This window comes from Mucilaginibacter phyllosphaerae (assembly GCF_004378255.1).
Classification (GTDB): Bacteria; Bacteroidota; Bacteroidia; order Sphingobacteriales; family Sphingobacteriaceae; genus Mucilaginibacter; species Mucilaginibacter phyllosphaerae.
Genome location: NZ_SNQG01000007.1, coordinates 227,577 through 252,108 on the forward strand (window position 1 = coordinate 227,577; position 24,532 = coordinate 252,108).

Sequence of the window (24,532 nt, forward strand, 5' to 3'; positions counted from 1 at the left end):
CGGGTCACTAACCCCTACTCGCTTCTTAAACTTTTAACCGGGTTAGCAATTGCTGCTTTAACCGATTGAAAACTGATGGTAATAAGCGCTATAAAAACAGATAACAAAGCCACAAAAACAAATGTGCCCAGGGTAATATCTATATGGAAGGCAAAATCGCGCAGCCAGCGGTTCATGGCATACCAGGCCAGCGGCCAGGCTATCATGTTTGATATGACAACCAGTTTAACAAAATGGCCGGATAACAACAGCACAATGTTTTGCACCGATGCACCCAATACCTTGCGCACACCAATTTCCTTGATCCGTTTTTCGGCAGAGAAGGATGCCAGGCCGAACAAGCCCAGGCAGGATATCAGGATAGCCAAACCAGCCAGGATCCCAACAATTTTACTCACCTGGTTATCTGCCCGGTACACTTCGGCAAAATGGTCGTCAAGAAACTCATATTCAAAGGGGTAACCGGGATTAACATCTGTCCAGGTGGTTTTTATAAAGTTGATAGCCTGTGCCGAACTGCCGGGTTTTATTTTTACAGATACCGTACGGAACCCCCACTCGCTTTGGTTAACGATAAACAAATTCTCTACCTTGTAATGCAGTGAATTAAAATTAAAGTTTTTTACGATCCCGGTAATCACCCCAAGCGAATCATAACCAAAGCGTTGCCCCAATAAGGTTTCTATCCTGGCACCCTGATGATCTTTCAAAAGCTCCTTAGCCATAGATTCATTCACGATGTATTCGCGCCCGTTGGCGGTTCTTTCCGTCGAAAAATTCTTACCCGCGGCCAGTTTAATGTTATAAACCGACAGGTAATCATGGTCTACAACAAGTTGTGTGGCAGCAAGCTCCCTTACGGCATCGTTATTATATTTAAAGTTTACACCCGATTGATCCAGGTGGCTGCCCAACTGATCTTGCGAAGCGGTAACACCGGCAATTAAAGTATTGCCCGATAACTGCTGTTTAAACAATTCGTATTTTTTGCCCGAAATATTGTCCAGCGGTATGGTAACCACCTGTTCGCGGGTAAAGCCGGGGTCTTTTTCCTGCATAAATTTTAGCTGCTTTACTACAAACACGGTAGCGATCATCAAAAACACAGCGCTGGTAAATTGCCCTATCACCAGCACATTACGCAGCATGCCTTTATTTTTACCGGATTCTACTGCTCCCTTTAACACCTTAACCGGCTGAAAAGACGACAGGAACAACGCCGGATAGATGCCCGAAACAAGCCCCACCAGCACCGTACCCAACAAAATGAGGATTAAAAAGGATGGCTTGCTGAATATAGGCATACTCATATTGCGCAAGCTAAGGTTGTTTACATAAGGTAATACCAATTCTACCAATATTAAGGCAAGCACCAGGGCGAGTAACGATAGCAGGATAGTTTCGCCTAAAAACTGAAACGCCAGCTGTGGCCGGTTAGCACCGATAGATTTGCGGATGCCCACTTCTTTAGCCCTGTCTGCCGAGCGCGCGGTAGACAGGTTCATGAAGTTAACGCAGGCGATGATCAGCACGATGAATGCGATAATGGCGAAAAGATTAGTTGACTTTTGATCGAATTTCTGGAAGTTCAAATAATCCAGCCCTATATCTGTAGCGCCCGCATGCACATCTTTAAGCGGCAGGTAAAATAATTCGTAGTAGGAAGTATATTCTGGCTTAAGGTGTTTTTTGAGGAAGGCGGGCATCTTGGCTTCAAAAGCTTTCAGATCTGTACCCGGCGCTAATTTTAAATAGGTATTAAGCCAGTTGCCGCCCCAGCTGTCCATCCATTTTTGCTGGATACCGGGTAACGAATAAATAGCATCAAACTGTAGCTGCGAATTTTTTGGCGCATTTTCCATTACAGCGGTCACGGTAAACTTTACAGTATCGCCGCCATAATGATTGATCACTTTACCAATAGGGTCTTCGGTGCCAAACAGCTTTTCGGCAGTTTCTTTGGTGATGGCTATACTGTTTGGTTTATTAACGGCGCTTTGGGCGTCGCCTTTTAGTGTTTTAAAGGTAAATATCTTTAAAAAATCAGGGTCAACGGCAAATACCTGTGGCACAAATACACGTTTCTCGCCATAGGTCATCTGGTATTTCTGGTCCCACTTTATGCGGGTAAAGCTTTTTACCTCGGGGTATTCTGCCTTTAACGCAGGCCCCATCGGGAACATAGATAAGCCTACCTTTTGTGAGGCGGCCATCCCCGGGAATTTTTGCACCTCGTTCAATCGTACAATATCATTACCGTGGAAACTGTCGAAACTACGTTCGTAGGTTACAAACAGCATAATTACAATACATGCCGCCATACCAATAGCTAAACCTACTATGTTTATGGCCGATGACACCTTGTTTTTCCAAAGGTTGCGCCAGGCAATTTTAAAGTAATTCTTTATCATAATGCTGAAGGTGAAATTCTAAACTTTAAATACTAAATTCTAAAAGCTAACTCTAAAAACTAAATCCTAAAGTAGCTCTGTTTAATCTTTAATAAACTAATGCGTGTTCTTTAAAGCTACTCGCTTCTTAAACTTTTTACCGGGTTAACCAGCGCCGCTTTGATTGCTTTGTAGCCAACCGTTAAACAGGCTATGGCCAATGATGACGCTATAGCCAGAACAAACACCCCGGCTGTTAAATTGATACGATAGGCGAAGTTTTGCAGCCAGCCCGACATGAGGTACCAGGCCGCAGGCATTGCTAACACAAATGCAATGGCTATCAGGATCATAAATTCCTTAGAGAACAGCAATACGATATTAAATACCGATGCACCCAATACTTTACGTACACCCACCTCTTTAGTGCGCTGTACTGCCATAAAAGATACCAGGCCGTATAAGCCCAGGCATGATATAAAGATGGCTATAAAGGCAAATATCTTGTAAACCAGTGCCAGCTGGTTTTCCTGCTTATAAAACTGCGCAATGTTCTCATCCAGAAAATAGCCGTTGTAAGCATATTCCGGGTAAGTGCTTTCCCAAAGTTTTTGGATGGATGCTACCGTATTGGTCAGGTTTTTTGTTTGAATCTTAACCGCCGCAACCGACTCGAACTTTTTAAGCGGTGATATAACTATCGGCTTAACAGCATCACGTAAAGAATTGGTCTTAAAATCTTCTACCACGCCTGTAATAGGCGCCCAGGTGCCCCTGGCACCCATACGCACGGCTTTGCCAATGGCATCCCCGGCTTTTTTAATGCCCAGCTTATGTATAAAAGTTTCATTCACTACCAATTGGCGAATGGTATCGCTTGGGTCGTACCCTTTGCCGGCTGCAAACCTTAATTCAAACGTTTTAAAATAATCGGCATCGCCGTATTTAAGAAAGGCATTAAATTGCGGGTCTTTCTCAGAATGGTCGTAGTAAAAGTTTTGCCCCCAGTTGTTTTCTGATGAGGGTGCATCTGATGCAAAACTTACCGATTTAACTTCGGGCTTTAGCAGAAGCTGTTGCTTAAACGCCTGCATTTTACTTAGGCTAAGGCTATCTGCAGAACCCGGAATGATCAATACTGCATTTTTATTAAAGCCCAGGTCGGCCTCGTTCACAAAGTTCATTTGGTTTACGGCCACTATAGTGCCTATAATAAGCAGTTGTGCAATGGCAAACTGCGCCACCACCAGCGCCCTGCGCAGCGGTATGCCGCCGATGGATGCGGCCGTAATTTTATTTTTTAATGCCTGCACAGGTTTAAAGCCCGATACCACCAAAGCAGGATAAATACCCGATAATAGTATCACAACAATGGTTATAACTATTAAAAACAAAACCGTGCCTGTGCTGAATAAAGCAATTTCATCCGGCACGCTGGCAATATTTTTTAGATAAGGCAAGGCAATTTTTGCTATGGCCACAGCCAGTAATACCGATACCATAATTACCAGTGTGGTTTCGCCTATTACCTGGGCAATAAGCTGTTTACGCGTGCTACCCAAAACCTTGCGGATACCTACTTCTTTAGACCTGCCTACAGATTGTGCCGTAGATAAATTAATAAAGTTGATAGACGCCATAATGATGATGAGCACGGCTATAAATGTCAGCGTGTTCAGGGTGGCCCTGCTGGTGATATGATCGCCGACGGTATTGCCTACCCTGGTATCAAAATGCAATTCGCTTAACGGCTGCAACAAGTGTATGCGCGATTGCTTTTGCTGGTTTAAATCGCTTTGTTTGTTTGTAAAACCTACCAGTTGTTTGGTAAAATTATCGGGGTTTACATTTGCCGGCAATTCTGTAAAGATCTGGTGATTGCTGCTCAGGGAATGCCAGTCGTTCCTGAAACCATAGGTATTTGCATTTTGCTTTAAAGTGATGTAAGATACCATTACCCTTAAAGGAAAATCGCTGTTATCCGGGGCATTATCTACTACACCAGCCACGCGCAGGGATAGCAGGTTATCCATTTTAAGGTTTTTACCTGTGGCTTTTTTCCAATCGCCAAAGTACTTGGTGGCCGTTCTTTTATCTAAAACAACCATATTGGGTTCGGCCAAAAACTTTTTGTCGCCCTCTAACCAGGTAGAATGAAAAATATCAAAAAACTGCGGCTCTATAAAAAACACGCCAAAGCCTTCGGTAAATTTCTTATCGGCGGTACCGTTATTGCCGCTATTATCCGGCACGGTTATTTGGCTGCCATAACTTGTATTTAATGCCGCAAATTTATATTGCGGAAAATCGGTACGCAAAGCATCAATTGCCGGTACAGATACGCCGGGATTATAAAAGATCCCTTCATCTGCAACCTGCTTTGTTATAATATGGTAGATGTTTTTGTAATTGGCATAAGAAGTGTTGAAACTGCGCTCGAATTGCAGGATAACAAATATAAGCAGGCAGGCTGCTACACCTACGCTTAAACCCGAAATATTGATAATAGAGTGTGCCTTGTGGCGTACAACATTTCTCCAGGCTATTTTAAAGTAGTTTTTTAACATTTGTAATGATATTTGCTTACATAGATTAAAACACATACCAAAACAACAACTAATTCATTATCAATACTTTAATAAAATAAAAAAGCGTACGCTATGTACGCCTGTGTAACACCCTGTGTTCGGTTATGATACAGTAGGTGGTAATGATGGAGGGCTGATGATCGAGAGAGACCGGGCAGGTCTGCCCTACCCGGTCTCTTTAATCGCGAACTTAAAAGCCAAAGTGTTTGATATAGGTACTCAGGTCCTTATCTCCCCTGCCCGACAGGCAGATCACCACGTTATCATTTTTTTGGAAAGTCATTTTCTCCAGGTAAGCCAAAGCATGCGCGGTCTCTATCGCGGGGATAATACCTTCCATTTGCGAGCATAGCAGGCCGGCGTTTAAAGCTTCATCATCGGTAATGCTTACGTATGTGGCACGGTTAATTTTGTACAGGTGTGCATGCTGCGGGCCTATCCCCGGATAATCTAACCCGGCCGAGATAGAATATGGTTCTACAACCTGCCCGTCGTCGCTTTGCATCAGTATGGTACGGCTGCCGTGCAGTACCCCTTCGCGGCCCAAAAAGGTAGTTGCTGCCGAGTGGCCGCTGTTTACACCCTTGCCTGCTGCCTCAACAGCAACCAGTTTTACCTCCTCATCATCTAAAAAATGATAGAACATCCCCATGGCGTTGCTGCCGCCGCCCACGCAAGCCATTACATACTGCGGCAATTCACTGCCCGTTTGTTCCAAAAGCTGCTTTTTAGTTTCGGCAGATATAATTGCCTGGAACCTGGCAACCATATCCGGATAAGGGTACGGGCCCACTACCGAGCCGATAATGTAATGTGTATCAACCGGGTTGCCAATCCAGTCGCGCAGGGCCTCGTTAGTGGCATCCTTAAGCGTTTTACTGCCCGATGTTGCCGGCACTACCGTAGCGCCCAGCATTTTCATACGGGCTACGTTTGGTGCCTGGCGCTCCATATCTATCTCGCCCATGTAAACTATACATTCAATGCCCATTAAGGCGCAAACAGTAGCTGTGGCTACCCCGTGCTGGCCGGCGCCTGTTTCGGCAATAATGCGTTTTTTACCCAGTCGTTTGGCTAACAGTATCTGCCCGATGGCATTATTTATTTTATGTGAGCCGGTATGGTTCAAATCTTCGCGTTTAAAGAAGATATTGGCACCATATTTTTCTGAATATCTTTTGGCATGATATAAAGGCGAAGGCCTGCCCACATAATCTTTCAACAGCTGGTCAAACTCAGCCTTAAACTCGGGGTCGCTTAATATCTTGATGTATTCTGCCCTTAGTTCTTCTACATTGGGGTATAGCATTTCGGGTATATATGCACCACCAAAATCACCATAATAGCCTTGTTCGTTAACTCCGTACTTCATCCGAAAATAATTATTGATTTAATGGATCAGTGATTTAAAAAAGCAAATCACTACTCCGCTTTTACCTTATTAAATGCCTTTGTTAATTTATCCGTATCCTTTAATGCGGGTGACAGCTCGAATTTACTGTTCAGATCTACGCCGTAAAACGCCGGGTGGGTTATTTTTTTTATCTCCTCCAGGTTATCCAAACTTAAACCGCCCGATAAAAAAAAAGGTACATGCAGCTTATATTGATCTAAAATATCCCAGTTAAATGTTACGCCCGAGCCGCCGTGCACCGGCGTTTTAGTATCGAACAGGAAATAATCTGCGCTATTCCTGTAAGCTTCCAGTTGTGCAAAATCAAAGTTTTCATCAACGCCAAAAGCTTTAATAACCTGCACCTCGTGCCGGTACATATCGCAAAACTCCGGGCTTTCGCTGCCATGCAGCTGTATCGCATCAAACTTGTATTTATAGATCATCTTACTGATGCTGTCGGCATCTTCGTTCACAAAAACGCCTACCTTAATAATATCTGTAGGGATATTTACCAACTCGTCGTCAGCCATCCCGCCAATAAAACGCGGCGATTGTGCATAACAGATAAAACCCATATAATCTGGCGCCAAAGCTTCAACAGCTTTAATATTATCCCTATATTTTAATCCGCAAACCTTAATTTTCATGTTAACCGGCTATCAAAGTTTTAAAACTGTTAAGCGCCTTTTTGGCCACCAACGATTCTTCGGCCTCGTAAAAGCAATCTGCAAAGCTTTTTTGGGGGTGGATGGTTTTAATGGCCATTGCTGCATTGCTTAACACCACGCTGATCTGTGCTGCACTTGCTTCATGCTGCAATACTTTCATAAATATTTCTGCCGAATCACCTACGGTATGGCCGCCGGTTATCTGGTCTTCATTTAGTTTATCAAAGCCCAGGCTTTCTATACTGTTTATTTTTTCGCCTTCGGACGAAAAGGTTTTAAAATCGCAGGTAAGCGAGATCTCGTCGTACCCATCCAATGCATTCAGTATTGTGTATTTTACGTTTGATTTTTGGTACAGGTAGGCATAGATCCTCGCCAGTTCCAAATTAAAAACGCCAACCATCTGGTTTTGGGGCTTGGCGGGGTTTACCAGCGGGCCCAGCATATTAAAAAAGGTTTTTACGCCCAGTTCCCTGCGGATGGGTGCCACGGTTTTCATGGCCGGGTGGAATAAGGGGGCATGTAAAAAGCAGATGTTTGCCTTATCTACACTACGTTTAAGCGCATCGGTGTTATTGGTAAAAGTATAACCCAGGTGTTCCATTACGTTAGATGAACCACAGCCCGATGATACGCCGTAGTTGCCATGCTTGGCCACCTTGTAACCCGCCCCGGCAACCACAAACGATGCCAGGGTAGAGATATTGAAGGTATCCTTACCATCACCGCCGGTGCCGCAAAGGTCAATCAGTTCGCCGTTCTGCAAGTCAACCGGCAGGCAAAGTTCCAGCATGGCATCACGGAAACCTTCCAGTTCATTCACGGTGATGCTGCGCATGCAATAGGCCGTCATAAAGGCTGCCATTTGCGAATTGTTGAACTTACCCAGTGCAATATCCTTCAGGATATCTTTAGATTGTTGGCGGGTAAAAGTTTTATGTTCAAAAAGATGATTAAGTATCTGTTTCATAACCGGGCATAAAAAAAGGGTTACCATGTGGCAACCCTTCTGTATATTTATCAAAACAAAAAATGAGGCTGCCTTACGAATTCTCGTTAAGCCACCACCAATTGTTGTTTAATATTTGCGCTTTCATATTATTGTTAGCAAATATGGAAATTGTTTTCACTAAATGCAAGCATTATAATATTTTTACAGGGAGCAATTATTGATTTAGCCATTTATTAAATAACTGATTTTACGAACCCGGCACATATCTTTAATTTACAGATCGCTAAATCAAACTCATCACATTGTAATTAATGGCTATACATACCCAGCAAACCAATCCCGAAAAAGACCTTGGCTTTGGCCCGCAGCCGGTGATCAAAAACCAACCGCTGATCAATAAAGATGGTTCGGTAAATGTGAAACGCAAGGGCCTCTCGCGCTTTAATACAGCCGATAACTATCACACCCTTATTAAAATGAGCTGGGGAAAGTTTTGGGTGGTGGTACTAAGCGGTTACCTGGTTGCTAACCTTTTATTTGCCTCTGTATATGTTTTAATAGGCATGGATAGCCTTGAAGGTGCATCCGGCGATACCACGGGCAGCCATTTTCTGGATGCTTTCTTTTTTTCGGCGCAAACCATATCAACGGTGGGTTACGGGCATATCAGCCCGCATGGCGTGGTGGCCAACAGCGTAGCTGCTTTTGAATCGATGATAGGTTTACTGGCCTTCGCACTGGCAACAGGCTTGCTTTACGGCCGTTTCTCCAAACCATCTGCCAAAATTGTTTACAGCGAGAACTTACTGGTTGCCCCCTACCGGGATAACAGCCGTGGGCTGATGTTCAGGCTGGCAAACATCCGTAAGAATGTACTGATAGACCTGGATATCGAGATCATATTTTCTTATAACGAATTTGTGGATGGCAAACCTATCCGCCGTTTTTTCCCGCTGGAACTCGAACGTAAATATGTAAGCCTGCTTACCCTGAACTGGACGATAGTGCACCCTTTAAATGCCGGCAGCCCGCTGATAGAAATGACCAACGAAGACCTGGAATCCTCCCAGGCAAGTTTTTCGGTTTTATTAAAAGCATTTGACGATACCTTCTCGCAAACGGTGCATTCGCGCACATCCTACGTAGCACAGGATATGGTTTGGAACGCCAGATTTATACCGATGTTTGACCGGGAGGATGACGGAAGAATAGCCTTGGATATGAGCAAAATAAGTGCTTATCATTTACTTACATAGTTGTAAAGCCTGCCGTTTTAAGCAGAAAGTATCCCATAAATTCTCATCACCTGATTCGGCCTGTTTAAAAGCCTTTTAAAGTATTTACCACATATTCTACCTGTTCGGCATGCACATCTAAATGGGTTACAAAACGGATGCGGTGTGTATCGGTACTGCCGGCTTTAATACCTTTGGCCTGCAGCCTGGCTAAAACCGTATCGGCAGGTTCGGTGGTATCAAATAAAACAATGTTAGTTTCTACCGGTAACACGCTGCTTACCCAATTGCACCGGGCAAGTTCTTCGCCTAAAATGCGGGCATGTGCGTGGTCTATCTTTAAACGTTCTACATGATGATCAAGCGCGTAGATCCCGGCGGCAGCCAGGAAACCCGCCTGCCGCATACCTCCGCCCAAAACCTTACGGATGCGGCGGGCATACTTAATAGTTGCTTTATCTGCCAGTAAAACAGAGCCTACAGGGGCACCAAGGCCTTTAGACAGGCAAACCGATATCCCGTCGAAACAAGTGCCATAGCCGGCTGCATTATCGCCGGTATGGGCAAGTGCATTAAATATACGGGCCCCGTCTAAATGCAGCTTTAACCCGCGTTGTTTACACAATTCGGCAATGGGTTTAATCTGCTCCAGCGTGTAACAGCTGCCGCCGCCTTTGTTAACTGTGTTTTCTAACACCACCAGGCTGGTATGCGGGTAATGGATGTTATCTGCGTTTATCTCCGGCGCTATCATTTCTGCTGTTAGTATGCCACGGTAACCGTTTAACAAACGGGTAGATACGCCGGAGTTAAAGGCAATGCCCCCACCCTCGTACCGGTAAACGTGTGCGGTTTGGTCGGCTATCAGTTCGTCCAGCGGCTGGGTAAAGCATTTGATGGCTATCTGGTTGGTCATCGTGCCTGATGGGCAATAAATGGCGGCTTCCATTCCAAACATGGCGGCAGCCTTTTCTTCCAGCGCGTTAACGGTTTCATCCTCGCCAAAAACATCATCGCCCACCTTGGCGCTCCACATGGCATCAAGCATTCCCGGCGTAGGTTTGGTTACGGTATCGCTGCGCAGATCTACTGTTATCATGTCAAAAAAAATCTATTATATTTGGTTTCAAATCTAAACCATTATGCGCAAAATTTTACTGCTGCTTTGTATTTTAAGTATTACACTAACAGCCAAAGCACAGCTATTTAGCAAAAACTGGATAGAAGGATGTTATTACGATACGGCCGGGGTTAAGCACCAAGGGTTAATAGCCTGGGACCCGCCGTCTGCAAATAACCTTTTTAAAGGTAAAGGGGATAATATATTTTACAAAAACGGTAAAAAGGGCGAAAAAATAAAGTTAAAGAATAGCGAGATAAGATCCTTTTTATTAAAAAACGATAATACGATGCTTGATAGCTTTGTTGTAACCAAAAATAAAGATTTCCAGAAAAAACCCTTTTTAATGGTATTGTTTAACAATGATACCAAAATATACGTTTCTTACGTAAATAATTCAAGCCCTAATATGGCTCCCAACGCTGCCGGCTTAATGATGTTTTCACCCGGATATAGCGGCAATATTATAAAATATTATTATGGTACTAATCCGGATAGTTTAACCGTTTTAAATAAGAAAAATTTTGTGGAAATAATGAGCTGCTTACTTGCAGGCAAACCCAATGTGGTTGCCAAAATAAAAGACAAAACTTTTAAAATAAGTAAGTTAGAAGAACTGTTGTATTTCTATAGAACAGACCAATACCCTAAATCAATGTTATAAAATGCGTAAAACGCTGTTCATAATTTTCCTACTTGCAGGTGCGTTTACGGCCCGTGCACAAAACCCCGATAACCGCAAATGGTTTGAAGGACGCGTTTACCATACCAGCGGCGAAGTTTTCGACGGCCTGGTATCATGGACACCGCCGCGTAAAGGCGAATATGAGGACGGCGACCGCATATTTTACTGTGCCGATGAAAAAGCCGAAGTATTCCCTATCCCCTATTACAAGATCAATTCTTTTGTAATGGGCGATGACAGCATTGTGGTATCGCACAACGTGCAATTTAAAAACAGCCCGTTTATGACGGTACTGTTGGATAACCCTACCAAGCTATATGCAAACCAGATCCTGAAGAACGGTTTTCCGCTCATCATCAATACCGGCGGCTTTTCTGGCAATGTGGGCATGGGTATCGGTGTAGGTACATCTATTGGCGGCGGTGTAAAAACTACTTATTACTATGGTACCAATGCCGATAAGCTAACCAAGTTGGATAAAAAGCAATTTATGGAGGTAATGAGCGGCATGATGGCTGATAAGCCCGAAGTAGTTGCTAAAATTAAAGATAAAACTTTCCGTTACGGTGATATGCAGGACCTGCTAACTTATTACTTTACAGGCCAGATGCCCAAAAGATCTTATGACCGCTAATTATAAAAACTATTTGCCTTTACCGGCCCTGGCGCTATTATTTATGATGTTAACCGGCCAGGCAGCAACCGCACAAAAATGGCTGCCCGGATATTTTATTGATGTTAAAGGTGTAAAAACCGAAGGCTATATTTATCCTAACCCGGGCGGCAGCGGGCCTTTTAAAAACGAAGGCTTTATTTCATTCAGGGATGAAGAAAAATCTACCCCGTATTATTTAAGCACCAGCGATCTGCAATGCTTTGTAGCCGGCCGCGATAGTTTTGTGGTAGCCCATGCCCCCGGTAACGAAACCTGGGCAAAAAAGGAGTTTGATTTTGTGCGTGTTGCTGTAAACAGCGACATGAAAATATATGCCACCCGCGGCGCAGACAGTGGCGGCGGTGGTGGTAAAAAGGTGCAGGTAGCACCCGCAGTAGGTATTGGCACAGGCACCTATGGCACCGCTTATGGCGGCGGCCTGGGTATAAGTATAGGCGGCGGTGGCGGCAGTAACAAATCTAAACTAAGCTATTACTATGGCACCAATACTGCCAATATGAAACACCTTACCGGCGAAAATTTCATTGATGTAATGAGCGAAGCCATGGCCGACGAGCCCGAGGTTGTAGAACAGATCCGTAACCATAATTTCGGTATTGGTAATGTAGAAAAACTGATAGCCTATTTCAATAAGGTTAAAGCTTCGCATTCAAATTAATTACACCGGCCGATTTTTCTTAAAACAAAAATTTAAGTTTTAGTATTTAATAATTATAAACTTAAATAGGCTTGTTAAAAAAATTACCGGTACTTAAAGAGAGCGCCCAGCTGCGGTATTTTACGTTTTTCTATCTCTATATTATGCAGGGCATCCCATCGGGTTTTGCCTTAACTGCTGTAGCAAACTATTTGGCTGCAAAGGGCGTTTCATCCCATGCTATTGGTACTTTTGTAGCTATTGTAGGCATCCCTTGGATCATCCAGTTCATTTGGGGGCCAATTATAGATCGTTACCAGTTTTCGGTAATAGGCCATCGTAAACATTGGGTAGTACTTACACAGGTAATGGCCTTTTTCGCATCCTTAAGCTTATTATTGGTTCATGATCCGGTTAGCCAGTTAACCTTAATGTCGGTAGTGTTTTTTATTCACAGCAATTTTGCCAGCGTGCAGGATGCCAGTGTAGATGCTATCGCCATATCTATTGTACCGGATGCCGAGCGTGGCCGGGTAAATGCCTTTATGCGTGGCGGATATTTAATGGGGATTGCCGTTGGTTCGGCGGGGCTATCTACCGTGCTGCATTATTACGGCTTTTTTTACGCGGCGTTGGTACAGTCGGCCCTGCTGCTTATCCTAACAGCGCTAACATTCCTCATCCGGCTGGATAGTACAGATGGCTACATTCCATCCTTCAGGTTTCGTAAAAGTGTAAAAGCAGAACATGAAATGCTCGGCAACCCCAAACTAAAATGGCTTTTTAAACAATTATACACCGGTATTACAGCAAATCAAAGCTTACAAACCTTTGGGGCCATAGCGCTGGTTTATACTTGCCTAAGCATATTCATCCGGTCGTTTTCTTTTCACCTCATCCATAACCTGCATTGGGCAGATAATGCCGTATCTGTGCTGCAGGGCGGCTGGGGTACTTTTGCCACCCTGATAGTTACCATAGGCGGCGGCGTAATTGCCGATAAAATGGGGCCTGCAAAGCTGCAGCTGCGGGTTATGCTGGGTATTTGTTTATTCCTGGTGTTGTTTAATAGTTTTGGCGCGATGTGGTTCCATAAGGTATTCACTATCAGCGGCCTGCTGCTTTGGAATTTTGCCGACCCGATGTTTAGCGTGGCTGCTATGCCGGTTTTAATGGCACTTTGCCTTAAAAAGGTGGAAGGATCGCAATTTACGGCTTATATGGCCATGGTAAACTTTTGCGATGTGATGGGTTCTTACCTATCCGGCTGGGCCATGACCTACACTACCGCACCGGTGATTGGCGTAACCTGCGGCTGTTTAATATTTTTAGTGGTGTTTGTTAAGATCTTAAACATGCCCCGCGAAGCCAAACCCAGCATGCTTTACAAATTCAGAGGAATCTAACCAACAAAAAAAGGCCCGCCATTACCGGCAGACCTTTTGAATTTTTATTTTTAAATTTTGACTTTATTGCCCTTGTGCCAGCGTGTAGCCTATTTTACCGTCAAACTTCATCAGGAACTCTACCGAGCACACTTTCAGGTCTTCAGATAACTCGGCGGCTATTTGCAATATTTCTTTCTGGGTGATCTCGGTACCGTCCTTTTTCTCAAAACGGATACGGTATTCGTTCACCAGCTCGGTAAAAATAGAGCCAGTAGGCCAAACCTGGGTACCCCGGTTAGATATCATCACCAATTTAAAAATATCCGTTTGTTTGCTTTGGGCTATCTCAGCAAGTTCATTAGGTTGCTTGCTGGATTCTACAAACACATCCACGCCTACCATTTCTTCGGTAGTGGTAGTGCTGGTAACGGTCAGTTTATTTTTCAGAGGATGATCATGATTGGCTTTCACTTCCATATCCGGCTGTGCAATAACTTCGCCTTTAGCAGGCACCTGGCCAAGGTTAGCGATCACCGCATCAGCAAAAGTTTCTGTATTAACAGATGCTACCGCTTTATCACCAAAATCGCCGGTGTGTATGCCTTGCTCCAAAGTGTATAATAAGGAGTTTTCGATATTGGCAGCAGCGGTAGTAAAGCCCAGGTAACGCAACATCAGGATGCCTGATAGCAATAACGCAGTTGGGTTGGCAATACCACGGCCGGCAATATCCGGTGCGGTACCATGTACAGCCTCAAAAATAGAAATGTTATCGCCAATGTTTGCAGATGGCGCAAAACCCAGGCCGCCTACTAAACCGGCACAAAGGTCAGATACGATATCCCCCTGCAAATTGGTTAACACAATCGCCTGGAAGATCTCCGGGCGCGATACCAGTTTCATACACAGATCATCCACAATGATATCAGATGATTCGATATCCGGGTATTCCATTGCTATTTCGTAAAACGTTTCCAGGAATAATCCGTCGGTTAGTTTCATGATATTGGCTTTGTGGCCGCATGCCAGTTTGGTATAACCCTTGCGGCGGGCCATCTCAAAAGCATAACGGATCACCTGGGCCGAGCCCGGTCGGGTAATAATACGGCGGCCAACGGCAACGTCGTTAGTTAACAAGTGCTCGATGCCTCCGTAGGTATCTTCAATATTTTCACGAACGATGGTCAGGTTGATCGGGATGCCGGCTTTTGAAAATACGGTGTCCACACCATTCAATGATCTGAAATCGCGTTGATTAGCATAAGTATTCCAAACTTTACGGGCAGTAACGTTGATGCTTTTTACGCCTTTGCCCTTTGGGGTTTCCATTGGGCCTTTAAAAAGCAGGCCCAAACGCTCGATGGTTTCTTTGGCTGCGGCGGTCATCCCGGTAGAGTGGCCTGCATCAAAATAAGATTTGCCCATTTCTACGTACTCGTAATCAAGCGGTACGTTTGCTGCTTCGAAAATGCGGAGCACGGCGGCCATAATTTCCGGGCCGATACCGTCGCCTTTTGCTACTGCTATTTTAGTTTTCATGGATGATAATATGAGGTGTGTAAAAACGCTGCAAAGGTAGGCTTTTTGGGGGTGATTTGAAAGCGTTTTAAAGTCATTTATGTGCTGAATATGACGTTTAAAATGCCCGCAAACACATTTTTTTCATAACATCTCAACAACAAATAATTCTTGGGCCGCTATTTAAAAGATTTAGGTAAATTTGCACCCTATACATGAAAGCATTTTACGGCGATTTAAAATTAGGAATATTAGGCGGCGGCCAGCTGGGGCGCATGCTGATACAACAGGCAATAAACTATAACGTTACCGTAAAGGTACTCGACCCGGATCGTGAGGCACCCTGCCGCAGGCTTTGCAACGAGTTTGTTGTAGGTTCGTTAAGCGATTACGAAACCGTTTACAACTTTGGTAAAAAGGTTGACCTGCTCACCATCGAAATAGAAAAGGTAAACGTGGATGCCCTGGAGCAGTTGGAAAAAGAGGGCGTTGCAGTTTACCCGCAATCGCGCATCATCCGCCTGATACAGGATAAAGGCCTGCAAAAACAATTTTTCAAGGAAAATGAGATCCCAACTGCCGAGTTCCAGGTGATCGCATCGCCCGAGCAATTGAGGGCAAGCCATATCCCCTTTCCCTACATACAAAAGCTGCGCAGGGATGGTTACGACGGCAAAGGCGTGTACAAAGTGGTTGACGAAAGTTACCTGGCCAACGCCTTTACCGAGCCCAGCCTTGTGGAGCGCCTGATTGATTTTGAAAAAGAGATTGGCGTAATTGTGGCCCGTAACGAAAGCGGTGAAGTGAAAACCTTCCCGATGGTGGAGATGGAGTTTAACCCGGAAGCTAACCTGGTGGAGTTTTTGATCTCGCCCTCTACCCTGCCCTTCGAGGTACAGATGGAGGCTGAGAATATTGCCAAGCGCATCGCATCAACCTTAAATATTGTTGGCATACTGGCGGTAGAGATGTTCCTGACCAAAGACGGGCAGATCCTGGTGAACGAACTGGCCCCGCGCCCTCACAACAGCGGACATCAAACCATAGAAGGTAACGTTGTGTCGCAATTTGAGCAGCACTTGCGCGCCATTTTTGACCAGCCTTTAGGTGATACCGCCTGCCTGAGCAATGCCATTATGGTAAACATTTTAGGCGAAGCCGGTTACGAAGGCCCCGCAGTTTACCAGGGGATAGAAAAAATATTAAAATGCCACGGTGTTTATGTACACCTGTACGGCAAGGCTTTAACCAAACCTTTCCGCAAGATGGGGCATGTTACTATTATAGATAACGACAGGGAAAAAGCCATAGAAAAAGCACGTTATGTGCAGCAAACGTTGAAGGTGATCGCGTAGAGTAGTCCATGGTCTATGGTCAATAGTCCATAGATCAATTAAATAAAACAAACACTATGGGCGATGGTCCATGGTCTATTAACAAAATTATGAGCCAACCAAAGATCGCCATTATAATGGGCAGCAAATCAGATTTAAACATTATGCAGGATGCTGCTGATGTTTTAAAAGAACTGGGTGTTGATTACGAAATAACCGTTGTATCGGCACACCGCACACCCGACAGGATGTTTAGCTACGCCCGTGCCGCTGCCGACCGTGGCATCAAGGTAATTATTGCAGGCGCCGGCGGCGCGGCGCATTTACCGGGCATGGTGGCATCATTAACACATTTACCTGTTATTGGTGTACCTGTAAAATCAAGCAATTCTATTGATGGGTGGGATTCTATTCTTTCTATCCTGCAGATGCCTAATGGCATTCCGGTGGCTACAGTAGCTTTAAACGCAGCTAAAAATGCGGGGATCCTTGCTGCACAGATCTTATCTACAGCCGATGAGTATCTTGTTGCCAACCTTATCGCCTTTAAAGAAAAATTAAAACAGGTAGTAGAAGCATCGGCTGCCGAGATGGAAGGAAAATAAATATCTTTATCTTAAAACCTTTCCTACCAATACCACGTATCTATTCATAACAACCAAATATTAATTAAAAATCATGGGAGCACCAGAAATAATTTTAATCATCATTGCTATTTTACTATTGTTTGGCGGTAAAAAAATACCACAACTTATGCGCGGCCTTGGTGAAGGCGTAAAATCTTTTAAAGATGCCAAAGGCGATGCTGAAACCACCACTGTAAAAGAATAATAAGCCGATACAATCTGATACTAAGAAAGGCCTGTAGCTAAGATAAGTTACAGGCCTTTTTTTAGATACAGATATTCCTGTCAGTTCAGCATCGGGTTCTCGGGGAAATTAGCGATATGCGCATATCGCTGGCCCAGGCTTATCACCACCTCTTTCCAAAGGTTGTTTTCGTTACTGAAGATATTATCGGCCTCAAATTTATTAGATGCTATCCAGGCATCCTCGCGCAGCTCTTCATCCAGTTGCCCCGGTGTCCAGCCGGAGTAACCTGTAAAAAATTTAATCTCATCCTCGGTAAGCTGATAATTGGTGATCAGCTGTTTGATCTGTTCAAAATCTCCGCCCCAGTAAATACCGCCCCATATCTCAATGCCTCCCTGTATTTTTTCGGGGCAGCGGTGTATATAATGCAGCGTATTCTCGGCCACCGGCCCGCCCATGTAAACAGGGATCTCTGAATACGACAGATCGGGAAGGATATCGCCCAGCATCATTTCGGTTTGATGATTAAGGATAAAACCCATTGCGCCCGCTTCAGAATATTCGGTAAGCAGGATAACCGACCGCTTAAAGTTAGGGTCGGGCATAAATGGTTCTGATATTAATAAACGGCCTGCCGCGGCTGAAATTGGACTTAGCATAGGTGCAAAATTATATATCAATAACAATTAATGTAAAAATATGTTCATTAATGATTAAAATGAATGGTGCACTGATATGTACGGTATAATTAATTTGTAAGTTTGCGATAATGGACCAAAAAGATATAGAAAATTTAAGGCAGGATTACAGCGCCGCTTCGTTAAACGAAACCGATGTAGATGCCAACCCCATGCGCCAGTTTGATAAATGGTTTAATGAAGCCATTAACGCCAGGGTGCACGAGCCTAATGCCATGACCCTGGCTACCGCTACCAACGATGGCCGCCCGTCTGCCAGGATAGTTTTATTAAAGGGATTTAGTGACGATGGCTTTAAATTTTACACCAACTACCTGAGCCGAAAAGGGAAAGAAATTGCTAAAAACCCATTGGGGGCGCTGATATTTTTTTGGGGCGATATGGAGCGGCAGATCCGTATTGAGGGCACCATAGAAAAACTTGATAAGCACTATTCTGAAAAATACTTTCACTCGCGCCCAAAACTGAGCCAGATAGGCGCTATGGCTTCGCCGCAAAGCCAGGAAATATCCGGCCGCCAGGATTTGGAAGAGCGTATGGCTAAACTGGAGGCAGAATATGCCGAAACGGAAGTGCCCAAACCATCTTACTGGGGCGGATATGTACTAAAGCCGCGCTTGATAGAGTTTTGGCAGGGCCGCCGCAGCCGCCTGCATGACAGGATTGTTTATAAAAAAACCGATAATAAAGCCTGGAAGATCGTTCGCCTTGCGCCATGAGTTTTGATGATATTAAAATATTGCTTATCCAAAAGTTTGGTGAGGATGTAATAATTGGTGAAGAGCGCACCGGCCTGCAACCTGCCCTGCTTATAAACCCCGATCATATTGTTGAGGTTTGTATGGAATTACGCAATAACCCAAAAACATATTTCGACTTTCTTAACTGCATTAGCGGGGTAGATTATGGTGTGGAAGCCGGCCGTTTTGGCGTGGTATATCAACTATCATCCATCCCATATAATTTACTGCTTACCTTAAAAGTTAGCCGCGATAATGACCGTAACGAGCAAAATCTGCCATCTTTCCAGAGTTTAACCCCGGTTTACCAAACAGCCGACTGGCATGAACGGGAAACTTATGACCTGGTAGGCATTTTTTTTGAAAACCACCCGGATCTGCGCAGGATTTTATTACCCGATGATTGGGAAGGATATCCGTTAAGAAAAGATTATGTAGCTGCCGAATATTATAAAGGCATCCGGATAGATTATCCGGTGCAACCCGATGATAAAGCCTTACAGGTAAACTACAAGCAACCGCAGCCTAAAAACCCTGAATATACCGGGGCATTAGATCGCTATCACAAAAAAATAGCTGATGCCGCTGTAGAGGATATGGTGTTAAATATGGGGCCTCAGCATCCATCTACCCATGGCGTTTTACGGCTGGAACTCATCACCGATGGCGAGATCGTAAAAGAAGTTATCCCGCATGTGGGTTACCTGCACCGCTGCTTTGAAAAACATGCCGAAAACCTTACCTACCAGCAAACCATCCCGTTTACAGACAGGATGGATTACCTGGCAGCCATGACCAACGCCCATGCGTGGGTTATGGGCGTTGAGCGGATGCTGGGTATTGATAAAGAAATTCCTAAACGGATAGAATACATCCGGGTGCTGGTTTGCGAACTTAACCGTATCGCATCCCACCTGATAGCCATAGGTACCTATGGTATTGATATTGGCGCCTTTACCCCTTTTTTATGGTGCTTTCGCGATCGCGAGCATATTATGGGGATGTTGGAATGGGCGTCGGGCTCGCGCATGCTGTATAATTATATATGGGTTGGCGGTTTGTTTTACGATTTGCCAGTTGGCTTTGAAGAACGCTGCCGCGAATTTGTAGATTATTTTAAGCCCAAAATGGTTGAGCTTAACCAGCTTTTAACCGATAACCAGATCTTCATCAGCCGTACGGCAAATGTAGGCGTATTGCCATTGGATGTAGCTATAAATTATGGCTGCACCGGCCCCGTGTTACGTGGATCGGGCTTAAGGTACGATCTGCGCCGCATAGACAATTATTCTGCCTACCCCGAACTGGATTTTGAAATACCGATTGGCACGGGCGCAATGGGCACCGTTGGCGATTGCTGGGACAGATACAAAGTGAGGGTTGACGAAATAGAACAATCGTTACGGATGATTGAACAATGCCTGGACAGGTTGCAAAAAGAATTAAAACGCACCCCCGATTTTGACCCGCGTGCAAAATTGCCGCGCAAACTTACGCCTAAACCGCAAGATTATTACATGCGTGCCGAAGGCTCAAAGGGCGAACTGGGTTTTTACTTTATTCATGATAACGAACGGTCCGAGATCCCGTTTCGTGCCAAAGCACGAGGGCCAAGCTACAACAACCTGTCTGTAGTGCCGGCCATTACCAAAGGTGTGATGATAGCCGATGTTATTGCAATCATCGGCTCTATTGACTTTGTGCTGGGTGAAGTGGATAGATAAGGTATTAGAGCGTAATTGTAAATCCCTGTCAAACCATTAACCGCTTTGCTAAGTCTTTGGCAAACTCAAACGGACATAATGCAGATGTCCTGGTGAGCCTGCCGAACCATGAGCCGCTTTGCTAAGTCTTCGACAAGCTCAGACTGACATGATGGGATTGTCATGATGAACCTGTCGAACCATTGGCCGCTTTGACAAGTCTTCAACAAGCTCAAACGGACATAATGCAGATGTCCTGGTGAGCCTGTCGAACCATGAGCCGCTTTGCTAAGTCTTCGACAAGCTCAGACTGACATGATGGGATTGTCATGATGAACCCGTCGAACCATTGGCCGCTTTGACAAGTCTTCGACAAGCTCAAACGGACATAATGCAGATGTCATGGTGAGCCTGTCGAACCATTAGCCGCTTTGCTAAATCTTCGACAAGCTCAAACGGACATAATGCAGATGTCATGATGAACCCGTCGAACCATTAGCCGCTTTGACAAGTCTTCGACAAGCTCAGACTGACATGATGGGATTGTCATGGTGAGCCTGTCGAACCATGAGCCGCTTTGCTAAGTCTTTGGCAAACTCAAACGGACATAATGCAGATGTCCTGGTGAGCCTGTCGAGCCATTAGCCGCTTTGCTAAGTCTTCGACAAGCTCAAACGGACATAATGCAGATGTCATGGTGAGCCTGTCGAACCATTAGCCGCTTTGACAAGTCTTCGAATGACCTTATTTGCCTTTTAACCATTTTAAGGCAGCTATTATTTTTTCGTCCTTAGTAAAATCATTAAAATTATCGCCGGCAATAACATCCTGGTCGGGCGGTACATTTTTGTAATAGATGTTGCCGTTTCTGTCAGCCTCGGCAGCCTGTGCCATAATAAACTCAACCCCGTAATACCCAAAAGACTCGTTTGCCGTGGTATATCCTGCTGTAGTATCACCAATAATGCGGGCATTTTTTTGGCCTTTAAAAGTAATGACCGTTGCCTCGCCGGAGCTGGCCGTGTATGGTGATGTCAATACGGCTATTTTTATCTTCGGGTTTACTTTGGCCAAGGCCTTTATCGTGCATACTTTTGTAGTATCCGAATAGATGCTGGTATCCTTTACCAGCCACGATTCATTTTTAGATGCATCGGGATATATAAAATATCCCAGCTTACCTTTACTTACCAGGTTACCTACTCCTAATATCATTGGCCACATATTACCGCCGGTGTTTAATCTTAGATCTATAACAATACCCTTAAGTTTTGACGGATTAAGTTTAGCAAGTGAATCTTGTATCTGCGAAGCTATCTTCTGTATCTCGCCTGGTTGGGTGGGGTTGTTTCCGGGTATCAATAAATAACCATACCCATTTTCCAGCATAGTGGTTTCTATAGCCGGTTTACCTTTTTTAAATTTAGCAAACAATTCCTTATAAAGCACTTTATCTGCCTTTACAATTGTGGTATTCCACTTATATTTTTTGCCATTATATAAAGCCATGCCATGAAAATCGCCCAACATCTCATACATTAATGCTACTGCGGGCATAGCTTCGGTAATGCTGTTGGCAGCCGCGCTACGCTTAAGTACAGAATCATTTAGTACAGCCCAGTTTATTTTGTCGCGGTATATGGAATTTTGTTTAGCGTAAGACAAGGCCGTATCTATAAGCTTGCGGGCACTATCGGCGCCGGTTAATTGCTTTTGAGCTAAACCTACAAACGGAAGTATAAAAAGGCAAATAAGTAGTTTAAATTTCATCATACAAATCAATAGTACTGTTTAATTAAGACGATAGAGAAGATAATTAGTTACTGTTTCCCCAAAAAAAAGGGACGCAATTTCTTGCATCCCTCTTAGCTATATTAATTGTTGATTTTTACTGATTATAAACCTTCACCATAAACACATAGTTACGCAGTTTTTTGATCTGCTGGGTACGGGTTAGGTTGGCTAAAGTATTTTTGGTGTTTAGCGTAAGCGATTTATTTAATGAATCGGCCGGGATACTTTGAATGGCTTTTAAAAGGTAATTTGATTTTACCGCAAAAGCAGCACCTTGTGTTTGGGTTTGTTTACCGTTTATTACCCCAATGATATTGCCTTTATCATCTAATAAAGGGCCGCCGCTGTTGCCGGGGTTAACCGGAATAAACAACTCATATTCAGTAGTATCACCATGGAAACCTGTACCGGCGGTTAAGGCACCGGGGCCAAATTTAAGATCATCGCCGGGGTAGCCTAAGGTATAAACGGCTTCACCTAAATCGCTTTTGGTTTTCTTAAAGCTATAAGGCACAGCCCCCAGGTTTTTAAAAGCCGCATCGTTTATCTGCAGGATAGCCACATCATACAACGGATCGGTATAAACTACTTTGGTGTGGAATGATTCGCCTTCGGCATTTTGCACGTAAACAGAATCGGCACCGTTTACAACATGGTTATTAGTTACGATGTACCCGTTACCGGTAAGCGCAAAACCTGTACCCCTGAATTTAGCAGAGATTGCAGGGCCGGTTGTTTTACCAGCTTTAATAATATTATCTGTTTTAGCGCCCAGCTTATCCTGCTCTTTCTTCACACGCTCCACATCAGCCTTTAACTGTTGGAAACGCGGGTCGCGGTTGCTCAGGTCGCCTGTAAAATACAAAATAATCAGCACGGCAAGTATGGCCACAGAGGCTGCCACAGATATTTTCGAGTGATGATTGCGCCACATTTGCACTACCCATGACGGATGCGCCATCAGATCGTCCTTCAGCATGTGCACATCAATCTCCTGGTGGATCTTATCCAATCGGTTCTGCAGGTTTAAGCGATCGTTATATTGCTTCATCAAACCTGTAAATTCTTTATGCCCGGCTATTTTAGCACTTATCGTTGCATCCTTTTTACATAATGCATCAAACTGAGTGCGTTCTGCAGCAGGCATTTCGCCGCTCAGATAGCGCTCTATCATATCTAAAAGTTGATCATCTTTCATATTGTAACTCCTCTTCTCGTTATTGCTGAAAAAATAATTTTTTCAGCCTTTGCAGACATTTGTATTTCTGCGTTTTTGCATTATCTGCATTTGTGTAGCCAAACCGTTCGCAAATATCCTGCATGCTGCGGCTATGCATATAAAAATCTTCCATAATGGTTTTGCAGGGCTCGCCCAAAAGTTTCAATGCATCGCCCATTTTGTTGAGCTGCAGATCCCGTTCTTCGTGCTTTTCCAGTTCATCCTCAACCACCAGGTATTCCTGGAAATCTTTAATGTCGCCGCCATACCTGTTCAACTGTTTAAGCCGCTTTAACCATAAACGCCTGCATACCGAATATATGTAGGTTTTTAGTTTGCTGCTCAATTCAAAATCGCCCCGCTTAACCTTATTATAAAGAACTATTATCGCTTCCTGGTAAACATCCTTGGCCTCATCCTCATCACCGTTATTATTGATAACAAGCTGTAAAACCATCGGGAAATAAGCCAGGTATAACTTTTTCAAAACACTGTCAGAATTATTAAGTATCCCAATGATCACTTCACTATCTGACGGTATCTCCACATTTATCTGATTATTCACTACTTAATACTTTTTAAACCTAATTGTAACCCAACATTATCATTTATTTTTTTGTGCGGGGTTCGGCCATTGGCCAAAGCTGCAATATCGGGATTTAATTGTTATAGTATAGCGGCATTAAATTTGAGCCTGATAATTAGTAACAAAATATTTAAGTATGAAAACTTCACTAAAAATTAGCTTTGCAGCAATAATAGTAAGCTTGGGTATGGCGGCATGCAGCGGCAATAACTCTACCCATCCGCCCGACAGCACCCGGGCCGACTCTGCTCAACTGGATACTACCAGGGGTAAAAATGGTTCTGCCGCGGGTATAGACAGCGGGCTGGATAAATCAGCATCGGGAGGCACCGACACCCTTAAGCAAGGACGCAAGCGGCAAGAGTTTCCGCGCTAATTATTATAATCGTATG

General features: G+C 44.2%; 22 protein-coding genes and 1 pseudogene. 12 read left to right on the forward strand and 11 right to left on the reverse strand.

Annotated features, from left to right (window positions below; translation table 11 throughout):
* Positions 1-14: 14 nt before the first annotated feature.
* The 5 genes from E2R65_RS18140 to trpD all read right to left on the reverse strand — a co-directional run bounded on the left by E2R65_RS18140 (position 15) and on the right by trpD (position 8,012).
* Entirely contained in the window at positions 15-2,411 is a 2,397-nt protein-coding gene (locus tag E2R65_RS18140; RefSeq protein WP_134337910.1) for an ABC transporter permease, read from the reverse strand.
* Positions 2,412-2,527: 116 nt separating this feature from the next.
* Positions 2,528-4,957 (reverse strand): ABC transporter permease, encoded by a 2,430-nt coding sequence (locus tag E2R65_RS18145; protein WP_134337911.1) that lies wholly within the window; start codon positions 4,955-4,957, stop codon positions 2,528-2,530.
* 211 nt (positions 4,958-5,168) lie between these two features.
* On the reverse strand, positions 5,169-6,350 hold the full coding sequence (gene trpB, locus E2R65_RS18150; RefSeq protein ID WP_134337912.1) for a tryptophan synthase subunit beta: 1,182 nt from the start codon (positions 6,348-6,350) through the stop codon (positions 5,169-5,171).
* Positions 6,351-6,400: 50 nt separating this feature from the next.
* The gene (locus E2R65_RS18155) at positions 6,401-7,021 is read right to left on the reverse strand and encodes a phosphoribosylanthranilate isomerase (protein WP_134337913.1); all 621 of its coding nucleotides are present in this window, start codon (positions 7,019-7,021) and stop codon (positions 6,401-6,403) included.
* Between the two features lies 1 nt (position 7,022).
* Positions 7,023-8,012, reverse strand: coding sequence for an anthranilate phosphoribosyltransferase (gene trpD, locus E2R65_RS18160; protein ID WP_134337914.1), 990 nt, complete (start codon positions 8,010-8,012; stop codon positions 7,023-7,025).
* A gap of 293 nt (positions 8,013-8,305) precedes the next feature.
* Between trpD and E2R65_RS18165 the strand changes: the two genes are divergently transcribed.
* Positions 8,306-9,250, forward strand: a complete 945-nt coding sequence (locus E2R65_RS18165) for an ion channel (protein WP_134337915.1) — start codon at positions 8,306-8,308, stop codon at positions 9,248-9,250.
* A 64-nt stretch (positions 9,251-9,314) separates the two neighbouring features.
* Here E2R65_RS18165 and E2R65_RS18170 read toward each other — a convergent pair whose 3' ends face one another.
* The gene (locus tag E2R65_RS18170; protein ID WP_183500418.1) at positions 9,315-10,328 is read right to left on the reverse strand and encodes a threonine aldolase family protein; all 1,014 of its coding nucleotides are present in this window, start codon (positions 10,326-10,328) and stop codon (positions 9,315-9,317) included.
* 43 nt (positions 10,329-10,371) lie between these two features.
* Here E2R65_RS18170 and E2R65_RS18175 point away from each other — a divergent pair, with 43 nt between their 5' ends.
* The 4 genes from E2R65_RS18175 (at position 10,372) to E2R65_RS18190 (ending at position 13,753) form a co-directional block, all read left to right on the forward strand.
* Positions 10,372-11,013 (forward strand): hypothetical protein, encoded by a 642-nt coding sequence (locus E2R65_RS18175; RefSeq protein ID WP_134337916.1) that lies wholly within the window; start codon positions 10,372-10,374, stop codon positions 11,011-11,013.
* Position 11,014: 1 nt separating this feature from the next.
* Positions 11,015-11,668, forward strand: a complete 654-nt coding sequence (locus tag E2R65_RS18180) for a hypothetical protein (RefSeq protein WP_134337917.1) — start codon at positions 11,015-11,017, stop codon at positions 11,666-11,668.
* Complete coding sequence (locus E2R65_RS18185) at positions 11,658-12,368, forward strand: hypothetical protein (protein WP_134337918.1); 711 nt, start codon at positions 11,658-11,660, stop codon at positions 12,366-12,368. The genes E2R65_RS18180 and E2R65_RS18185 overlap by 11 nt, the downstream gene beginning before the upstream one ends.
* Positions 12,369-12,439: 71 nt before the next feature.
* Positions 12,440-13,753: an MFS transporter gene (locus tag E2R65_RS18190; RefSeq protein ID WP_134337919.1), complete on the forward strand. Its 1,314-nt coding sequence runs from the start codon at positions 12,440-12,442 to the stop codon at positions 13,751-13,753.
* Positions 13,754-13,816: 63 nt separating this feature from the next.
* On the opposite strand, the gene E2R65_RS18195 is transcribed toward E2R65_RS18190, so the two are convergent.
* Positions 13,817-15,274 carry an NADP-dependent isocitrate dehydrogenase gene (locus E2R65_RS18195; protein WP_134337920.1) on the reverse strand — a complete coding sequence of 486 codons (1,458 nt, stop codon included), beginning with the start codon at positions 15,272-15,274 and terminating at the stop codon, positions 13,817-13,819.
* Between the two features lie 194 nt (positions 15,275-15,468).
* Between E2R65_RS18195 and E2R65_RS18200 the strand changes: the two genes are divergently transcribed.
* The 3 genes from E2R65_RS18200 (at position 15,469) to tatA (ending at position 17,418) form a co-directional block, all read left to right on the forward strand.
* Positions 15,469-16,608 (forward strand): 5-(carboxyamino)imidazole ribonucleotide synthase, encoded by a 1,140-nt coding sequence (locus E2R65_RS18200; RefSeq protein WP_134337921.1) that lies wholly within the window; start codon positions 15,469-15,471, stop codon positions 16,606-16,608.
* Between the two features lie 89 nt (positions 16,609-16,697).
* The gene (gene purE, locus E2R65_RS18205; protein ID WP_134337922.1) at positions 16,698-17,192 is read left to right on the forward strand and encodes a 5-(carboxyamino)imidazole ribonucleotide mutase; all 495 of its coding nucleotides are present in this window, start codon (positions 16,698-16,700) and stop codon (positions 17,190-17,192) included.
* A gap of 73 nt (positions 17,193-17,265) precedes the next feature.
* On the forward strand, positions 17,266-17,418 hold the full coding sequence (tatA, locus tag E2R65_RS18210; RefSeq protein WP_183500416.1) for a twin-arginine translocase TatA/TatE family subunit: 153 nt from the start codon (positions 17,266-17,268) through the stop codon (positions 17,416-17,418).
* Positions 17,419-17,498: 80 nt separating this feature from the next.
* Here tatA and E2R65_RS18215 read toward each other — a convergent pair whose 3' ends face one another.
* Positions 17,499-18,059 (reverse strand): YqgE/AlgH family protein, encoded by a 561-nt coding sequence (locus E2R65_RS18215; protein ID WP_134337924.1) that lies wholly within the window; start codon positions 18,057-18,059, stop codon positions 17,499-17,501.
* A gap of 110 nt (positions 18,060-18,169) precedes the next feature.
* On the opposite strand from E2R65_RS18215, the gene pdxH reads away from it, so the two are divergent.
* The 3 genes and pseudogenes from pdxH (at position 18,170) to E2R65_RS18225 (ending at position 20,562) form a co-directional block, all read left to right on the forward strand.
* On the forward strand, positions 18,170-18,817 hold the full coding sequence (gene pdxH / locus E2R65_RS18220) for a pyridoxamine 5'-phosphate oxidase (protein WP_134337925.1): 648 nt from the start codon (positions 18,170-18,172) through the stop codon (positions 18,815-18,817).
* A pseudogene (locus E2R65_RS19775) lies at positions 18,814-19,275 on the forward strand (NADH-quinone oxidoreductase subunit C); the annotation flags it as partial. The gene pdxH and the pseudogene E2R65_RS19775, both read left to right, overlap by 4 nt.
* A gap of 159 nt (positions 19,276-19,434) precedes the next feature.
* On the forward strand, positions 19,435-20,562 hold the full coding sequence (locus E2R65_RS18225) for an NADH-quinone oxidoreductase subunit D (protein ID WP_221229890.1): 1,128 nt from the start codon (positions 19,435-19,437) through the stop codon (positions 20,560-20,562).
* A 723-nt stretch (positions 20,563-21,285) separates the two neighbouring features.
* On the opposite strand, the gene E2R65_RS18230 is transcribed toward E2R65_RS18225, so the two are convergent.
* The 3 genes from E2R65_RS18230 to E2R65_RS18240 form a co-directional block, all read right to left on the reverse strand.
* Positions 21,286-22,314, reverse strand: coding sequence for a S41 family peptidase (locus E2R65_RS18230; protein ID WP_134337927.1), 1,029 nt, complete (start codon positions 22,312-22,314; stop codon positions 21,286-21,288).
* Positions 22,315-22,429: 115 nt separating this feature from the next.
* Positions 22,430-23,533 carry a S1C family serine protease gene (locus E2R65_RS18235; protein ID WP_134337928.1) on the reverse strand — a complete coding sequence of 368 codons (1,104 nt, stop codon included), beginning with the start codon at positions 23,531-23,533 and terminating at the stop codon, positions 22,430-22,432.
* 19 nt (positions 23,534-23,552) lie between these two features.
* On the reverse strand, positions 23,553-24,119 hold the full coding sequence (locus tag E2R65_RS18240; protein ID WP_134337929.1) for an RNA polymerase sigma factor: 567 nt from the start codon (positions 24,117-24,119) through the stop codon (positions 23,553-23,555).
* A 157-nt stretch (positions 24,120-24,276) separates the two neighbouring features.
* On the opposite strand from E2R65_RS18240, the gene E2R65_RS18245 reads away from it, so the two are divergent.
* Positions 24,277-24,516, forward strand: a complete 240-nt coding sequence (locus tag E2R65_RS18245) for a hypothetical protein (RefSeq protein ID WP_134337930.1) — start codon at positions 24,277-24,279, stop codon at positions 24,514-24,516.
* Positions 24,517-24,532 lie beyond the last annotated feature (16 nt).

What these genes read in the sequence shown, in the direction of transcription:
- E2R65_RS18145 (WP_134337911.1), bottom strand. Translation starts at nt 4,957, where the DNA reads ATGTTAAAAAACTACTTTAAAATAGCCTGGAGAAATGTTGTACGCCAC.
- E2R65_RS18175 (WP_134337916.1), top strand. Translation starts at nt 10,372, where the DNA reads ATGCGCAAAATTTTACTGCTGCTTTGTATTTTAAGTATTACACTAACA.
- E2R65_RS18155 (WP_134337913.1), bottom strand. Translation starts at nt 7,021, where the DNA reads ATGAAAATTAAGGTTTGCGGATTAAAATATAGGGATAATATTAAAGCT.
- E2R65_RS18195 (WP_134337920.1), bottom strand. Translation starts at nt 15,274, where the DNA reads ATGAAAACTAAAATAGCAGTAGCAAAAGGCGACGGTATCGGCCCGGAA.
- purE (WP_134337922.1), top strand. Translation starts at nt 16,698, where the DNA reads ATGAGCCAACCAAAGATCGCCATTATAATGGGCAGCAAATCAGATTTA.
- E2R65_RS18235 (WP_134337928.1), bottom strand. Translation starts at nt 23,533, where the DNA reads ATGAAAGATGATCAACTTTTAGATATGATAGAGCGCTATCTGAGCGGC.
- E2R65_RS18225 (WP_221229890.1), top strand. Translation starts at nt 19,435, where the DNA reads ATGGTGTTAAATATGGGGCCTCAGCATCCATCTACCCATGGCGTTTTA.
- tatA (WP_183500416.1), top strand. Translation starts at nt 17,266, where the DNA reads ATGGGAGCACCAGAAATAATTTTAATCATCATTGCTATTTTACTATTG.
- E2R65_RS18170 (WP_183500418.1), bottom strand. Translation starts at nt 10,328, where the DNA reads ATGATAACAGTAGATCTGCGCAGCGATACCGTAACCAAACCTACGCCG.
- trpB (WP_134337912.1), bottom strand. Translation starts at nt 6,350, where the DNA reads ATGAAGTACGGAGTTAACGAACAAGGCTATTATGGTGATTTTGGTGGT.
- E2R65_RS18230 (WP_134337927.1), bottom strand. Translation starts at nt 22,314, where the DNA reads ATGATGAAATTTAAACTACTTATTTGCCTTTTTATACTTCCGTTTGTA.
- pdxH (WP_134337925.1), top strand. Translation starts at nt 18,170, where the DNA reads ATGGACCAAAAAGATATAGAAAATTTAAGGCAGGATTACAGCGCCGCT.
- E2R65_RS18215 (WP_134337924.1), bottom strand. Translation starts at nt 18,059, where the DNA reads ATGCTAAGTCCAATTTCAGCCGCGGCAGGCCGTTTATTAATATCAGAA.
- E2R65_RS18180 (WP_134337917.1), top strand. Translation starts at nt 11,015, where the DNA reads ATGCGTAAAACGCTGTTCATAATTTTCCTACTTGCAGGTGCGTTTACG.
- E2R65_RS18200 (WP_134337921.1), top strand. Translation starts at nt 15,469, where the DNA reads ATGAAAGCATTTTACGGCGATTTAAAATTAGGAATATTAGGCGGCGGC.
- E2R65_RS18245 (WP_134337930.1), top strand. Translation starts at nt 24,277, where the DNA reads ATGAAAACTTCACTAAAAATTAGCTTTGCAGCAATAATAGTAAGCTTG.
- E2R65_RS18185 (WP_134337918.1), top strand. Translation starts at nt 11,658, where the DNA reads ATGACCGCTAATTATAAAAACTATTTGCCTTTACCGGCCCTGGCGCTA.
- E2R65_RS18140 (WP_134337910.1), bottom strand. Translation starts at nt 2,411, where the DNA reads ATGATAAAGAATTACTTTAAAATTGCCTGGCGCAACCTTTGGAAAAAC.
- E2R65_RS18165 (WP_134337915.1), top strand. Translation starts at nt 8,306, where the DNA reads ATGGCTATACATACCCAGCAAACCAATCCCGAAAAAGACCTTGGCTTT.
- trpD (WP_134337914.1), bottom strand. Translation starts at nt 8,012, where the DNA reads ATGAAACAGATACTTAATCATCTTTTTGAACATAAAACTTTTACCCGC.